The 15,752-nt window shown below is 63.1% G+C and carries 12 protein-coding genes and 1 pseudogene; 2 read left to right on the top strand and 11 right to left on the bottom strand.

Features of this window, described 5'->3' with window-relative positions; genetic code table 11:
- Positions 1-12 precede the first annotated feature (12 nt).
- Positions 13-1,176: an aminotransferase class V-fold PLP-dependent enzyme gene (locus ACFLEY_RS24720; protein ID WP_060912310.1), complete on the top strand. Its 1,164-nt coding sequence runs from the start codon at positions 13-15 to the stop codon at positions 1,174-1,176.
- A gap of 17 nt (positions 1,177-1,193) precedes the next feature.
- Here ACFLEY_RS24720 and ACFLEY_RS24725 read toward each other — a convergent pair whose 3' ends face one another.
- The 6 genes from ACFLEY_RS24725 to yajC are packed head-to-tail and all read right to left on the bottom strand — an operon-like array spanning position 1,194 to position 6,847.
- Positions 1,194-2,438, bottom strand: a complete 1,245-nt coding sequence (locus tag ACFLEY_RS24725) for a threonine ammonia-lyase (protein ID WP_060912311.1) — start codon at positions 2,436-2,438, stop codon at positions 1,194-1,196.
- Positions 2,439-2,483: 45 nt separating this feature from the next.
- A complete protein-coding gene (locus tag ACFLEY_RS24730; protein ID WP_060912312.1) occupies positions 2,484-3,347 on the bottom strand; it encodes a phytoene/squalene synthase family protein in 864 nt (287 codons plus the stop codon).
- On the bottom strand, positions 3,344-3,727 hold the full coding sequence (locus ACFLEY_RS24735) for an Mth938-like domain-containing protein (protein WP_011087501.1): 384 nt from the start codon (positions 3,725-3,727) through the stop codon (positions 3,344-3,346). Before ACFLEY_RS24735 ends, ACFLEY_RS24730 begins: the two co-directional genes overlap by 4 nt.
- Before the next feature lie 60 nt (positions 3,728-3,787).
- Complete coding sequence (gene secF, locus ACFLEY_RS24740; protein ID WP_011087502.1) at positions 3,788-4,807, bottom strand: protein translocase subunit SecF; 1,020 nt, start codon at positions 4,805-4,807, stop codon at positions 3,788-3,790.
- Positions 4,808-4,817: 10 nt separating this feature from the next.
- Entirely contained in the window at positions 4,818-6,422 is a 1,605-nt protein-coding gene (secD, locus tag ACFLEY_RS24745) for a protein translocase subunit SecD (protein ID WP_060912313.1), read from the bottom strand.
- A gap of 47 nt (positions 6,423-6,469) precedes the next feature.
- The gene (gene yajC, locus ACFLEY_RS24750) at positions 6,470-6,847 is read right to left on the bottom strand and encodes a preprotein translocase subunit YajC (RefSeq protein ID WP_028171851.1); all 378 of its coding nucleotides are present in this window, start codon (positions 6,845-6,847) and stop codon (positions 6,470-6,472) included.
- A 181-nt stretch (positions 6,848-7,028) separates the two neighbouring features.
- Between yajC and ACFLEY_RS24755 the strand changes: the two genes are divergently transcribed.
- Positions 7,029-8,033 (top strand): ATP-binding protein, encoded by a 1,005-nt coding sequence (locus tag ACFLEY_RS24755; protein WP_211433792.1) that lies wholly within the window; start codon positions 7,029-7,031, stop codon positions 8,031-8,033.
- Between the two features lie 55 nt (positions 8,034-8,088).
- On the opposite strand, the gene ACFLEY_RS24760 is transcribed toward ACFLEY_RS24755, so the two are convergent.
- The 5 genes and pseudogenes from ACFLEY_RS24760 to ACFLEY_RS24780 form a co-directional block, all read right to left on the bottom strand.
- Positions 8,089-9,579, bottom strand: a complete 1,491-nt coding sequence (locus tag ACFLEY_RS24760; RefSeq protein ID WP_082757003.1) for an arylsulfatase — start codon at positions 9,577-9,579, stop codon at positions 8,089-8,091.
- Between the two features lie 105 nt (positions 9,580-9,684).
- Positions 9,685-10,752 (bottom strand): transporter, encoded by a 1,068-nt coding sequence (locus ACFLEY_RS24765; RefSeq protein WP_162494106.1) that lies wholly within the window; start codon positions 10,750-10,752, stop codon positions 9,685-9,687.
- A 283-nt stretch (positions 10,753-11,035) separates the two neighbouring features.
- Positions 11,036-12,047, bottom strand: a pseudogene (locus ACFLEY_RS24770) (HAD family hydrolase).
- Between the two features lie 318 nt (positions 12,048-12,365).
- Positions 12,366-14,042, bottom strand: a complete 1,677-nt coding sequence (locus tag ACFLEY_RS24775; protein WP_060913105.1) for an arylsulfatase — start codon at positions 14,040-14,042, stop codon at positions 12,366-12,368.
- 100 nt (positions 14,043-14,142) lie between these two features.
- Positions 14,143-15,138, bottom strand: a complete 996-nt coding sequence (locus ACFLEY_RS24780) for a formylglycine-generating enzyme family protein (RefSeq protein ID WP_060912314.1) — start codon at positions 15,136-15,138, stop codon at positions 14,143-14,145.
- Between the last annotated feature and the right edge of the window lie 614 nt (positions 15,139-15,752).

Consider the following 15,752-nt stretch of genomic DNA (forward strand, 5'->3'; position numbering starts at 1 on the left):
CGAGAGCCCCGTTTGATCGACATCGACCAAATACGCATCGACACACCGGCCGCTGAGCGGATCGCCTATCTGCACAACGCAGGCGCGGCGCTCATGCCGACGCCCGTCGTCGCGGCGATGAAGGAGCATATCGACCTCGAGAGCGAGATCGGGGGCTATGCCGCCGCCGACCGCGAGGCGAGCCGGCTTTACTCAGTCTACGGCTCGGTAGGCCGCCTGCTGAATGCCGCGCCCGATGAGATCGCGCTTCTGGAGAACGCGACGGTCGCCTGGCAGATGGCGTTCTATGCGCTTGCGTTTCGCAAGGGCGATCGCATCCTGACCGCCGAGGCCGAATACGCCGCCAACTATGTCGCGTTTCTTCAGGTCGCCAGGAGAACGGGCGCGGTTATCGAGGTCGTGCCGAGCAATGCCAGCGGCGAGCTCGACATCCACGCGCTCGAACGCATGATCGACGAGCGCGTGAAGCTCATCGCCATCACCTGGATTCCGGTCAATCCCGCAGCGGCCGTCGGCAAGATCGCACGGGCGCACGGCATTCCTTATCTGCTCGACGCCTGCCAGGCGGTCGGCCAGATGGCCGTCGACGTCGAAGCCATCGGCTGTGACATGCTGTCGGCCACGGGCCGCAAATTCCTGCGTGGCCCGCGCGGCACCGGGTTTCTCTACGTTCGCCGAGCTCTGCTGCAACGGCTCGAGCCGCCGATGATCGATCACTTCGCGGCGCCCTGGGTCTCGCGCGATGAATATCGGCTCCGTGACGATGCGCGCCGTTTCGAGACCTGGGAGAACAACTACGCAGCGCGGCTCGGGCTCGGCGCTGCCGTCGATTACGCGCTCGCTATCGGCATGGGTCCTATCGAGCAGCGCTGCCGCCTGCTAGCGGACCGCCTTCGGGGCGGCCTCGCTTCCGTTCGCGGCATCACCATTCGCGACCTCGGACGCACACCAGGCGCCATCGTCAGCTTCACGATGGACGGGTATGAGGCGGACGCGATTGTCAGTGGTGCCGCTGCCGCCGGCATCACCATCGGTGCTTCACATCCGTCGAGCACCCGCATCGACGCCGAGATCCGGGCGTTGCCACCGCTCGTGCGCGCCTCCCCGCATTACTACAACACCGAAGCCGAGATCGACCGGCTGATCGGCCACCTCGCAGGCCTGACGCCGCGATAGCGGGACGGCCGCGCCGCTCAGGTACAGCGCGCGCTCAATCCGGATGCACTAAGCCTCGCCATGACCTCGTCGAGATGGGCGCTGTCGCGGGTCTCGATCACGAGTTGCAGCAGCGTCGCCTTGGCCGGCAGGTCGGAGAAGGTCCGCTGATGCGATACCTCGATGATGTTGGCGCCAGCCTCGGCCAGCAGCGCAGCCACCGCCGCCAGCTGCCCGGGCCGGTCAGGAATGTCGAGGGACAACTGGGTCAGCCGTCCCTCGCGCGCCAGTTCGCGGGTCAGGACGGAAGCGATCAACCGCGTGTCGATATTGCCGCCGCTCAGCACCAGGCCGACCTTCTGGCCGGCAAAGCGGGACGGGTCGGACATCAGCGCGGCAAGGCCGGCGGCGCCGGCGCCCTCGACGACCGTCTTCTCGATCGAGATCAGGGTCGCGACCGCGCGCTCGAGCTCGGCCTCGTTGACCAGCGCGATGTCGTCGACGAGGCGCCGGACGATTTCAGTCGTGATCTTGCCGGGCGACTTCACCGCGATGCCCTCGGCGAGCGTATCGCCGCGCGCCGGCAGATTGCCGTCATGGATGGCGTTGTACATCGAGGGATAGAGCCAGGCCTCGACGCCAAGAATCCGCAGCGATGGCTTGATCGATTTCGCGGCAATGCCGATCCCGCTAATCAGGCCGCCACCGCCGATCGGGACAACCAGCGTGTCGAGCTCCGGCACCGCCTTCAACATCTCCAGCCCGACGGTGCCCTGCCCCGCGATCACAAGCGGATCGTCGTAGGGGTGGACGAAGATCATGCCGCGAGCTTCACCGTGGCTGCGCGCAAACGCGGCCGCCTCCTCCAGCGTCGCGCCCGTCACCACCACCTCCGCGCCGTGGTGCTTCGTGTTCTCGACCTTCACCATGGGCGTGCCGACCGGCATCACGATGGTGGCGGGAATGCCGAGCCGCCTGGCGTGATAGGCGACGCCCTGCGCGTGGTTACCCGCCGACATGGCGATGACGCCGCGCGTACGCTCCTCCGGCGTCAGCGCGGTGAGGCGGTTGAGCGCGCCGCGCTCCTTGAACGAGGAGGTGAACTGGAGGTTCTCGAATTTGAGCCAGATGTCACAGCCGCAGATGTTGCTCAGCGTGCGGCTGTAGCTACAGGGCGTCTCAACGACGGCACCCCGGATAGTCTCGGCGGCTGCGTGAATGTCACCAGGCGCGACCGGAAGGCCGCTGAGATCGGAGGACGTGGTTTGGGACAAGTCAGCCATGGGACAGCATAGAGCATTTGCCCGGCTCGGGCGACAAGCCAACCGCTATTTGGTAAATTCCCCGGAACGTGAAGCCCGCCATAGCGTCCACAGCGTGCGCAGCCGCGACGAAGGCTGCGGCGTGAACGGATTGCGTCCCGGACGCGCCAGGCGCTTGAGGTCGGCCTGCGCCTGGCTCAGCGGCAGGAACGCCGGCCGCACCGCCGACGGCACCTGCGCCAGCAGCGACGAGGCCGTCGTCACATGCTGCCGGGCTTCACCCGCAAGCTGCTCGAGCACCGCATGGAGGTTGGGCGTCTCCCTGCTGGCGAACACATCCTCCATGTTGCAATTGTGGCTCGCCAGCACCTGCTGCGGCAGGAACAATTGCCGGTGTGCGGCATCGCGCGGCAGGTTGACGATGACCTGCACGATGCCCTGCGCCAGCCCGGCATGACGGGCAAGATGCTCGACCGCCTCCGACGGCGGCCCCATGATCCGTGCCGCGAGCATGAACAGCGCCGATGAAGTCGCGGCCAGATAACCTTCCAGCGCCGCCATGGTCGGCATCGGATCGTTGTAGAGATCGAACTGATGCTCGTCGGCGAGCAGCGACAACGGCTCGACCGGCAGGTCGAAATCGCGGATCGCGCGCAGCAGCTCGGCCGCGACCGGATTGCCCTCGGCGCTGCCATGGACATGGCCGGCAAGCATGTCGGTCCACCATTGCAGGCGGATCTCGCCGGGCAAGGGCTGGCTCACCTGGTCGCGGACCCGGACGATCTCGACATTGAAGGCATAGAGCGCGAGCAGCGCACGGCGCTCGGCGGCGGGCGCGAACACGGTCGCGACATAGCGCGGAAAATCGTGGCTGCGCACGAGATCGGCGCAGAAGGCGACGGAATCGGGCGAAGGTGCAGCGCTGCTCATGGCACGGCGATCAGCGCGGCCGCAACGCGGCGCCGTTCGCCGATCATGATGTTGTAGGTGCGCACGGCCGGGCCGGTCTGCATCGTGTCCAGCACCACCCTCACCGCCTTCAGGGCCTGCCGCAGCGCCGGCGGCGGCAGCCAGACCCCGGTTCCGGTGCCAATCAGGAGCGTATCGATGCTGTTGGCGGCCGCGAAGACCCGATCCAGCGAATAGCGGTCGATCTTCGCGGGGTCCGTCACATCCCAGGCCCAGATCGCGTCAGGCAGACAGAGCAGCGATCCCCGATGCGACATGCCGGCAAAGGCGAAGCCCCCCTTGCCATAGGCCTCGATCGGCGCCGAGCGCGGGAAATGCGGTGCGTTGGGATCGCCGGCCATGAGGTTCGTCCGAATGGGCTTACTGCCCTCGCAAACGCGTGCGAGGGCGTGCGGTTCGGATCATGCCTTGTTTTTCTTCGCCGGCGTAGCCGTATCCGGCGCATCTTCGCGATGCTCGCCGACGCCGAGATAGATCAGGATCGGCGCCGCGATGAAGATCGAGGTGTAGGTGCCGACCAGCACCACGCCGAACATCATCACCGCGGTGAAGCTGTGGATGGCGTGACCGCCGAACAGCAGCAGCGCGAGCAGCGCCAGCGTCACCGTGACGTGGGTGATGATCGAGCGCGACAGCGTCGAGTTGATGGACTCGTTGAGCAGCTGCGGCATCGGCATCTTCTTGTAGCGCCGCAGCATTTCACGGATACGGTCGTAGATGACGACCGTGTCGTTGAGCGAATAGCCCAGAATGGTCAGAAGCGCGGCGATGCTGGTCAGGTCGAAATCGACCTGACTGATCGACATGAAGCCGATCGTCAGCACGATGTCGTGCACGTTGGCGATCATGGCGCCCAGCGCGAACTGCCATTCGAAGCGGAACCAGAGATAGATCAGGATCGCGACGATCGCGAGCATCAGGCCGAGCATGCCGTAGGCCAAGAGCTCACCGGCGACGCGCGGACCGAGCACCTCGACGCGGCGGTACTCGATGGAATCGCCGAGCGCGGTACGGACCTTCTGCACGGCCTCCTGCTGGGCGGTATCGCCGCCCGGCTGCTCCGCAACGCGGATCAGGACGTTCTCGGGCCCGCCGAACTGCTGGAGCTGGACTTCGCCCAGACGCAAGCCATCCAGCGTCGTGCGCATCGCCGCGATGTCGGCGGCGCCGGACTTGGCCCGCACCTCCAGCAACGTGCCGCCCTTGAAGTCGATACCGAGGTTCAGGCCGTGGGTGAAGAACAGCGTGATGGCGACGATCGACAGCGCCGCCGAGATCGGGAAGCTGATGCGGCGGAATCGCGTGAAGTCGAAATGCGTGTTGTCCGGGACAATGCGCAACGACGGCAGCAAGCCGAGGGCCGCGACCACGGTGAGAATAGTGATGAGGACGCCGAGCCCGATGAGAACGGTGTGATTCACAATCAGGCTCCTAGATCGGCACGCTCTGCGGCCGCTTCCACCGCACCCACCCGGCGACGATCAGCCGGGTCAGGGTGAAGGCGGTGAACACCGTGGTGATGATGCCGATACCGAGCGTCACGGCGAAGCCGCGCACCGGGCCGGTGCCGATGTAGAACAGCACCGCGGCGGCAATGAAGGTGGTGATGTTGGAATCGAGGATGGTCGCGAGCGCCCGCTTGAAGCCGGCGTCGATCGCCGAGATCGCGTTACGGCCGCCGCGCAGCTCCTCGCGGATGCGCTCGTAGATCAGCACGTTGGAGTCCACGGCGATGCCGACGGTGAGTACGATGCCGGCGATGCCGGGCAGCGTCAGCGTGGCGTTGAGCAGCGACAGCAGGCCGAAGATCATGGCGACGTTGATGGCCACCGCGATGTTGGCGAACACCCCGAACAGCCGATAGGTCACGAGCATGAAGATGATGACCAGGATCGAGCCGACGTAAGCCGCAAGCTCGCCCTTCTCGATCGAGTCCTGGCCAAGGCCCGGACCGACGGTGCGCTCCTCGACCACGGTGAGCGGCGCCGGCAGCGCGCCGGCGCGCAGGAGGATCGCGAGATCGTTGGCCGATTGCACGGTGAAATTGCCGGAGATCTGGCCCTGACCGCCGGTGATCGGCTCGCGGATGACGGGCGCCGAGATCACCTTGTTGTCGAGGACGATCGCAAACGGCAGCCCCACGTTTTCCTGCGTGGCCTGCGAGAACTTGCGCGCGCCCGACGTGTTGAACTTGAAGCTGACGACCGGCTCACCCGTGCGCTGGTCGAAGCTCGCCTGGGCATCGGTCAGGTCGCCGCCGGCGACCAGCACCTGCTTCTTGACCACGTAAGGTGTGGGCGGTGGCGAGGCGCTCATCAGCAGATCGGATTCCGGCGGCAACCTGCCCTGCTGCGCCTGATCCGGCGGCACGGAGGTGTCGACCATGCGGAATTCCATCTTCGCGGTCTTGCCCAGCAGTTCCTTCAGGCGGGTCGGGTCCTGAAGACCGGGGACCTGCACCAGGATGCGGTCGTTGCCCTGGCGCTGGATGACGGGCTCGACGGTGCCGAGCTCGTTGACGCGGCGCTCGACGATCTGGATCGATTGCTCGATGGTCTTGCGCATGCGATCGAGCATCGCGGCCTGCGGGATGCTCAGGCGGATCACGCCGCCACCGGCATCGGTCACTTCAAGGTCGCGTTGACCGCTGGAGCCCATCAGACCGCCGAGCGGCTGGGCCAATTCGCGCAGCTTGGCGAGCGCCGGCTGCACATCGGTTTCCTTGGTGATGCGAACCTCGGCCGCGTCGTTGCGCACGGTGACGCCGCCGGTGAAGCCGATCTTGGCATCGCGCAGCGTCCGGCGAACGTCGTCGCGGACCTGGTCCAGCCTCTCCTTCTTCACATAGTTGGAATCGACCTCAAGCAGCAGATAGGAGCCGCCCTGGAGGTCGAGGCCGAGCACGAGCCGGCGCTGCGCCCAGGCGGGCCAGGTCTTGACCTGTGCCTCGGGGAAGAAGTTCGGGACCGCGCAGAGGCACACGATCAGCGCCGTCAGGATAACCCCCAGCGCCCTCCACCGCGTGAAATACAACATCGACTGGACCTGTCAGATCAGGAGACTTGAGATGCTCGCGGAAGCGTTCACTTCGACGCGGCGTCGTCCTTGGCGGTTTCCTTCGCGCTATCCTTGGATTCCTTCGCCGGCTCGCCCTTGGCGCGCACGCCGGAGATCATCTGGCGCATCTGCCGGACGCGGACGCCGTCGGAAATCTCGAACTCGATCTGGTCGTCGTCGACGACCTTGGTGACCTTGCCGACGAGGCCGCCCGAGGTCACGACGGTGTCGCCGCGACGGATGTTCTTCACGAGGTCGGCGTGGTCACGGACCTTCTTCTGCTGCGGACGCAGAATCAGGAAGTACATGATCACGAAGATCAGGGCGAACGGCAGCAGCGACATCAACATGCTGTTGGTGTCGCCGGCGCCCGCGGCCTGGGCATACGCAGGGGTAATCAGCATTCGGACGATCCTCGTGACAACGGGGGAAAGCCGGTCAGGCCCTCAAAGGCGACCGGCTCGGTCAAATTCGCGCGGACTATAGCGGCCACCGCCCCAATTGCAACGCTGCCAGACCACCCTTTTGGTCACCTTGCGGCGCGCCGTCAGGCCCGATAAGGCTGCATTCTCAGGAACTTCGGACATGCCCAAAAAACCAAGCAAAAGCCCGGCCGGCAAAGGCCCCCGTACCCCTGCCAGGAAGCCTGCCCGCGTCGCGGCAAAACGCCCCACGGCAGCCTCCAAGGCAGTCTCCAAGGCGATCTCCAAGGCAGCCCCTGACCTCAACCAGGAGCGGATCGTCCTCGCCCTCGAGACCATTGCGGCGCACCTCTCCGCCCAGGGAAAGCCGGCCGCCGCGCCCGAGTCGTTCGGCCGGGCGGATGCCTATGTCTGGCATCCGGACGGCCGCCTCTCGGCGGTGCCGCGGGTCAGCCGCGTCGAGCTGTTCCTCCTCAAGGGCGTCGACCGGATGCGCGACATCCTGATGGAGAACACCGAGCGCTTCGCAGGCGGCCTACCCGCCAACAACGCCCTGCTCTGGGGCGCGCGCGGCATGGGCAAGTCGTCGCTGGTCAAGGCCGCGCATGCCAGCATCAATGCGGACCGCAAGCCGGCCGACAAGCTGAAGCTGATCGAGATCCACCGCGAGGACATCGAGACTTTGCCCGCGCTGATGGAGCAGCTGCGCGCCTCGTCCTTCCGCTTCATCGTGTTCTGCGACGACCTCTCCTTCGACGGCAATGACGCCTCGTACAAGTCGCTCAAGGCCGTGCTCGAAGGCGGCATCGAGGGCCGGCCCGAGAACGTCATCCTCTACGCCACCTCGAACCGCCGCCATCTGCTGGCGCGCGAGATGATCGAGAATGAGCGCTCGACCGCGATCAATCCCGGCGAAGCGGTCGAGGAGAAGGTGTCGCTGTCGGATCGCTTCGGCCTCTGGCTCGGATTCCACCGTTGCAGCCAGGACGAATATCTCGCGATGGTGCGTGGCTATTGCAGCCATTTCGGCATCAACGTCGACGATGACGCGCTGGAGCGCGAGGCGCTGGAATGGTCGACCACGCGCGGCTCGCGCTCGGGCCGCGTTGCCTGGCAGTTCGTCCAAGAGCTCGCGGGGCGGCTCGGCGTGAAGCTGACGGCAAAGTAGCGGTCGGACCGCAACCCAGTTACAGTTGCGGCTGTCTTTCCCGGAAGGCGGGGAATCAAGGGCGCGTGCGCATCAAAACCGGTTCTGGCGGTGTGTAGGGATCTGGGGTGCCAAGTTTGATCGGAGGGTACTTCTTGAAGCTCGCTTCCAGTTCTCCGATGATTCTCACTGCGGGATCGGCGACCCAGGAGTTTTGCGCGGCAACATCGCGCTCCTCCTTCCGGTCGGTCAGTAGATTGATGATTCTCGGCAAGGGCAATTTCTGCGGCGTGGCGTACATACTTTCCTGCCAGATCAAATGGACTTTCCAGTTTCGCCATTTGACGGCTGACAGCCGGTCGGCCACGTAGGCGGGGAACCCTTCGCGGTTAGAGGCCTCCTGCTTGCCCAAAAAGAAATCTAGCTGATCCACGCCGTCAATCGCGCGATCCGTAGGGACCTCTGCGCCCCCGACCCGCGCAAGCGTCGTGAAGAGGTCGACGATGTGAACGATTTCGTTGCTGATGCGGCCCGCCGGCACCTTGCCGGGCCAGCGAATGATGAACGGTGCCCGCAGTGAACCTTCCATCGCCGTGAAGTAAGTTCCGCGCCAAGGTCCGTTGTCACCCTCCCAGGGGTTGGTTGCCTCCGGGCCATTGTCGCTGGCGAATATCACAAGCGTGTCGTTTTCGATTCCTGCTTGCTTGATGGCATCGAGGATTTGCCCGGTGCGGTAGTCCATTTCGGCCAGGCAATCGGCCCAATCGCCGTTGCCGGTTCTACCCGCGAACTCAAGATTTGGAAGCGTCGGCATGTGAACGTGCGCGAACGGGACGTAGGCATAGAATGGCTTGCCTGAGCTCGCGTTGCGCTTGATGAACTCCACTGCGCGGCTGGTGATTTCCGCGTCCATGGTGCGGCGGTAATCCACATCCAGCACGGCGACCTGTCGAGGTTTATCGCCCTTGCGTGCTTCATAGATATGTTGAGGGTGAACGACTTTCGCATTCCAACCCTGCCTGTTTCCGACCGACGGCCACATGCTTCGTGTCTCGTCCAGGGACGGCCACATCGCCTCGTCATACGTGCGCGGGATGCCATACCACTCGTCGAAGCCCTGATTGGTAGGCATCCGGTCTTCGGCGCTGCCGAGATGCCATTTGCCCCACATCCCGGTCGCGTAGCCCTGCCCCGACAACAGCTCCGCGGTCGTGATCTCCCACTGTGTTAATCCGTCGGGGATGCCGCCGATCGGAACTTCGTACGTTCCGGAGCGGATGGCAAAGCGTCCTGTAAGCAGGGCCGATCGGGACGGCGTACACTGCGCTTCAACATTGAAGTTGAGGAGGCGGGTGCCCTCACCGGCGAGCGCGTCAATACGTGGCGTGGGCGCGCCGCGGAGGATACCGCCGCCATATACGCCCAACTCGCCGTAGCCCAGATTATCCGCGAGGATGAGGACAATATTGGGATTCTTAGGTTGCTGCGCTGCGGCAGGCGCGCTCGCAATCGCTATGGCGGCCACTGATGCCAACGAACCGAGCCAGATGGTTTTGCTCTTCAGCATTTTTTGCCCTCAGATCAATAGGCCACCTTCCGACCAAGCTCGGCACCAATTCCCTACGTGCCGCTAGAGCGGGTTGCCGGTTTGTGCCTTTCTCCAGTTGATCCCCTACTTCGTCACCCTGTGCCGGGTCGGCGCAACGGTGCTTTCAGGTGCGGCGGGCGAAATCGCAAAGGTCAGCCAGGTATTCCAGCCCGACGGCCGGTTCGCCGCCTCGAATTCGCCATATCCCTTTATGTTCAGATATCCCTGCATGCCGCCGATCGGAAAAAGATAGCCGAACTGCGGACCGATGCCGAAAACTCGCGACCTGAATCCGCCAAGGGCCGGCAGTCCGCCGGTATCGTTGGAGACCTGCTGATAGGCATAGCCGACCAGACCTACGAAGGCCTGCTTTGAGAGAAATTTCGACGCGCCCCAATCGAAGTGGAAATCGACGCCGCTCTGAACCAGCGTGTCCGGGTTCTTGAAGTTGTATGTGAAGCCGCCGACGCCGGAGAATTCATATCCCGTCATCGGGTTGAGGTAAGTGTAACCCCCGCCTGCGTCGATGGCGCCATGACCGATACCGATGTTGGAGAGGCGGCTGGGTTCATAGGCGCCGACTGGAATGTCGCCGGTCACATAGGTCATGTAGTTGTGGACGCCGTCGTGCCACTTCATCGAGACCATGGGATAGAGGTCGCCGAACCCGGTGAGCGAGTCCGATATGCTTCCCGTGCGGGTCGCCGAAATCGGACCGAACCCGGTCGTCAGCGTGCCATCAAGGGTCGTGCTGTTTCGGCCGTAAACGCCCATGACACCGACGGACAATTGCCCGCCGAGGACCGGCGTCGCGAACGTATACGTCGGAGCCAGAAACAGCAGGTCTGGCGGCGCTTTGAGATTTACGTTCAAGTTGACATTGACGTTCGGAGAGAAGCGGCCAATCTGAACTTCTCGGGCCGCTGCGGCAGCACCGGAGGCGGACACACTGGTGTGGTAATAGATCGTCCCGAGGGACCAGCCTGGGGCGGTGGGTGCCGCTGCCAGACTGCCGAACAGCCCCGGGACCCAGAACGAGATGCCGCTCTCGTCGGCGCTCGCGATTTGCGGCGAAAACGTGAGAGCTGCAACCACAACCGCGCTGAGCAGGGTCGGTTGAGAGGCACCCGCAAATTCCAATGTGGGCTTCATCTGCAATCTCCTAGCGGTTCGACGGATGCATCGAGATTTGGCGGTCGCGAACCCACCTTCCGTTTTAAGACCTGGTCCCGTCATCAGGCCTAAGCCTATCTCGAGACCGAAGGAATCGGAGTTTCGTCTACGGGCTGTAAGTAAGGCATGCTCCGGACCCGATGTCCGTTGTGAATTGGCCACATCTAAAAATATAGTCGGGTGCTATGCCAACGGCGTGCATTGAGCTTAATGGCTGGCTGCGCACTGCATTCGCGCAGCCGTGGGTCTTACGATTTCACCTCTAATCAAACGAAAAGATACTCTTCCAGTCGTTCTTCATGTCCACAACGGTCCACCTGTTCAGCGCTGCAGCATCGAGAGCGACATCGAGCTTGCCGAAATGTGATTGGCGATCGTAGGCATATTCGCGTTCCGCATCGGTATGGTGGACGATCAGGCCGAACCGCGCGCCACTGGTACCGAGCGTCGCCCATTGCAGCATTTCGAGGTCGCCATCGGAGTTGCCGAAGGCGGCGATCGGACGCCGGCCGATGTGGCTATTGATCCCGATCGGTTTGCCGGCCTTGTCGTCGATGAAATCGATATCCGGCAAGCGAAATAGAACCGGCGTGCTGTCGCGCATCTCATACCGGGTCTTGATTGACGATCCGACGACCTGCTCGGGAGGCACGCCATAAATCGCCTCGGTCCATGGTCGCATGAATTCGACGCCGCCACCTGACACGATGAAGGTCTTGAAGCCGTTGGTGCGGAGGTAAGCGAGCAGTTCGAGCATAGGCTGATAGACAAGTTCGGTATACGGACGCTTGAAACGGCCATCACGCGCGGTCGCAAGCCAGTCTGTGACGATCTTCTCAAACTCCGCCGTCGTCATGCCGGCGTGAGTTACCGCCAGCAGCTCGGCCACGCCCTTCTCCCCGAAAGCTGCGAGCGCCTTCAAGTCGCTGCTTGTCCTTCCATTCCGGATGCATAGGCGCAAGGACCTTCACGCGATCCAGCGCAAACGCCAGTTGTACATACATCGGCTGTTCGATCCAAAGCGTGCCGTCGTTGTCGAAGGTTGCGATGCGTTGATCGGGGGGCACGAAATAGGGTCCACCGTTCTCCGCGACCCGTGCGACGAAGTCGACGATCGAGGCTTTCGTCGGGCCCTCGTTCCAGGACGGCAGAGGACCGGCTTGCGTCTGGGCCATGGCGGACGTGGAACGCAGAGCGACAGATAGAAACGGAAGCATCGCCAGAGACGAGAGCAGTGCGCGCCGGTCAAGGCGTGATCGCGTGATCTGTTTCATTGTCGATCCGTTTCGATCGTGCGGTCCCTACTGGCCAACATTGAAGCGGCCACAAGCGAACTTCCGCTCAGCAGCAGATCGCGGCGTTTCATTCCGCCGTCCGATTACGGCGGAACGTCGTGGGATTCTTCTGGCGGACGCTTGTTACTCATGACGTGCTCCTCCTGTTGTTATGCAATTGGCTCTGTTCGCTTGATGCATCGGAAGCGGACGTGGCTTGTGGAGGTGCCGACCGGTCCGGCGCGGCCTCCTTGATCACTTTGCTCGCGATTCCGTTGGCGGGCGCCCTATGTCGGGCGCCCGCATCAAGCATCCGAGCTACTGGCTCGGGTGCCCCTGACCCTTCTTGAGTTGTTCCATGACCTGATCCAGGTTGTAGCTCGCGGGATCCTGAAGGGGTGGGAACTCCTTGTAAGATTCCAGCTCCTTCAGCCACAGCACCTGCCCGATGGGCAGCAGGTTCCAGTCGTATATGTAAGCCGTGACCGGCCCGGCGAGCGCGCCGCTGAACCAGAAACTCGCCTTTTTCTCATCGCCCCACGACGTCTCGAATGGATCGCGCTTGAGGTTAACCATGCCGGCTGCGAACTGGGTCTGGACTCCCGGCGAGAGGAAGCCCGTCGCGGTTTCGGGCGCGATCGCGAAATACATCTTCCAATTCTTGTAGCGCACCGCCGACGGGTGGCTGCTGGAATAGTAGAAGAAGGTATCGCGCGCCGACTTCTCCGAACGTCCCGAGAGGTACTCGGTCTGGTCGAAGCCATCGAGCCTGGTCTTGACGATGCCCGGATAGGCGCCGGCCATGATCCGCTTGTTCAGCGCATCGCCCTTGGCTCCGCCGGCGATATTGACAAGCGTGGGCAGCCAGTCGAGCGACGCGAAGATGTCGTTCTTGACCGTTCCAGGTTTGATGACACCCGGCCAGCGAATGACACACGGAGCGCGCATGCCGCCTTCCCAGGTGTTCATCTTCGAGCCCTTGAACGGGGTCGTGCCGCCGTCCGGGTAGGTGAACGTCTCGGCGCCGTTGTCGGTGGTGAACACGACGATCGTATTGTCGAGTTGGCCCATGTCCTGGAGCTTCTTCAGCACGTAGCCAATGTTGTCATCCATCTGCTTCATGCCGGCTTCGTTGACGCCCCAGTCCTTGCCACCCGGTTCGCCGACCATTGCCATGTACTTGTCGTTAAGCACGGTCGTCACATGCATGCGCGCCGGGTTGTACCAGACGAAGAAAGGCTTGCCCGTCGTCTTCGGGTCGTTGCGATCGATGAAGTCGATGACCTTGGCCGAGATTTCCTCGTCGACACCCTTCGATCGCTCGAGCGTCAGCGGGCCCTGGTCGATGCACTGCTGAGTCCTGGATGTACCATCCGACTTGCACGACAGGACGTTGCGCGGAGGCGTCAGGCAAACCGTCGTTAGCGGATCGACCGCGCCCGGTACTTCCGGGATACCGGGGATCGGCGTATTCTTGCATGGCGGGGCAACCGTCTGCTGGGTCGGGGACTTGTTGATGTCCGGGAAGCTCACGCCCTGCATCGCATCGAGGTGATATAGGTAGCCCCAGTATTCCTGGAAGCCATGCGCGGTCGGCAGCGCGTCGGTGTGGTCGCCGAGATGGTTCTTGCCGAACTCGCCGGTGTTGTAGCCGAGATCGAGCAGGAATTTCGCGAGGGACGGGGTGCCGGGCCGCAGATAGGACGGGCTGCCGGGCAGTTGCGGAGGTATCATCCCGGTGCGCAGCGGATTCATGCCGGTGAAAAAGGCATTGCGGCCGGCCGTGCAGCTCTGCTCGGCGTAATAGTGCATGAAGATCGCGCCTTCGTTGCCGATGCGATCGATGTTGGGCGTTTCCCCGACCATCAGGCCGCGGTGGTAGATGCTCGGCTGCATCCAGCCGATGTCGTCGCCCATGATGAAGAGGATATTGGGTTTCTGTGCCGGCTGTGCGGTTGCCGGCGTGCTGGTCGGCCCGGACAGCGACATCAACATCGTCGCGCCAAGCAGCGATGCGCAGGACCGCTTGTGCCAACCAGGTGTCTTGCGTGACTTGTCGGGCAATATAGTACTCAACATGGTTACGCTCTCCTGTTTAATATGCGTCAGCGGCTCCTCGCCTGACGCACCGAAAGCCGAGATGACTCGTGGAAGTATCGATCGGCTCCGCATGCCGCGCAGCCGGCCGGTAGCGTCGGCAGTAATTCGGCGCGCACAAATGCGAGCCGCCTTTGATGACCTTTCGTGGAATCTTGACGTTGGTCGTTCTGGGGTCGTAGCTATCGGCCTCACGGCCGCCGCGCGGGTTCTCTGGAATGCAACAGGCTTTTGCAGCGTCGGCTTCATGCCGAGGCGAGTACCAGTCGGACGTCCACTCCCAGACGTTGCCGATCATATCGTGCAGCCCGTATCCGTTCGGCGGGAATGCGGTGACCGGCGAAGTCCGTTCGTATCCATCGTCCCTGGTGTTTTGGCGCGGAAATTCACCCTGCCAGGTGTTGGCCATGTGGCGGCCGTCCGGCGCAAAAACATCTCCCCACGCGAACTCGGCGCCATCCAGCCCGCCGCGCGCCGCAAATTCCCATTCCGCTTCGGTCGGCAAATCCTTGCCAGCCCATCTTGCGTAGGCGAGCGCATCGCTGAAGGCCACATGCACCACGGGATGATCGTCCAGCCCACGGATGTCGCCGCCCGGCCCGTAGGGATGTCGCCAGTCCGCGCCCTTGGCGAAGGTCCACCACTGGCTGAAGTCCCGGAGACTGACCGGGTGCGCGGGCGGAGAGAACATTAGCGAGCCCGCGTAGATCATATGCGGGAGCATTCCGGGATAGTCCTTTGGATCGGGCGTGATCTCGGCAACGGTGACGTGGCCGGTAGCCTTGGCGAACGCCTTGAATTGCCGGTTCGTCACTGGATGGCAATCCATCCAGAACGCATCCACGGTGACGCGGTGGACCGGCGCTTCCTCCGGATAGTGCCGATCCGAACCCATGCGAAACGTGCCGCCCGGCACGTACAGCATGCCCTCACCTGCTGGATGCTGGAACGATTGTCCGTAATCACGCGACGATTTCGTATCAGCCAGCTTCATGCCGGTCTCCGGACCCGTGCGTCATTGGCCTGCGCTGCTACGGAGGGGGAACGCCCGACTTCCAGGTTGATCTAGATCAAAGGGGCCCGGTCGGGTCATTCACGACGGCGCTGGATCGCCAGCAAGCCCTGCCATGTCCGCTGCGCCATCAAAACCGAAGCAGATTCAGAACATTAGGACATCGCACCGGCAGCCATCGGCTACTTTGTTTGGGGTTGTTCTTCGATAATTTGATCGTCCGGTCACAAAAGCCTCAGGCCGAACCTGATCTCATTCTCTTTAGCGGCCTCGCGACCAACGCGTTCCAGGCTCCGACACCGGACCCTCGAATCATACGCGACGAACTCAGCGATTTTGAATGGTTCGGGATTCAGAGAGCTTGCCGGAAAAGAAGGAGCAAGCACAAACATTCCGCCGGAGCGAAATCGCATGAACGCGATCTGCTTCCGGCATTCGCCAAACTTTTATTAATCCGAATTTTTCTGCGTGCTGATCTACGCCACAGTTCACGGCAGCGTCTCGGCCTAGCGACTGCTGTCTATGCAATACTGGATCGCCCGCTTTCGCGGGCGATGGCAGTTTCCTTGTGGCGATGGCCTGCCCTACTCCTCAGG

Source organism: Bradyrhizobium sp. YCK136 (assembly GCF_044570075.1).
Classification (GTDB): Bacteria; Pseudomonadota; Alphaproteobacteria; order Rhizobiales; family Xanthobacteraceae; genus Bradyrhizobium; species Bradyrhizobium diazoefficiens.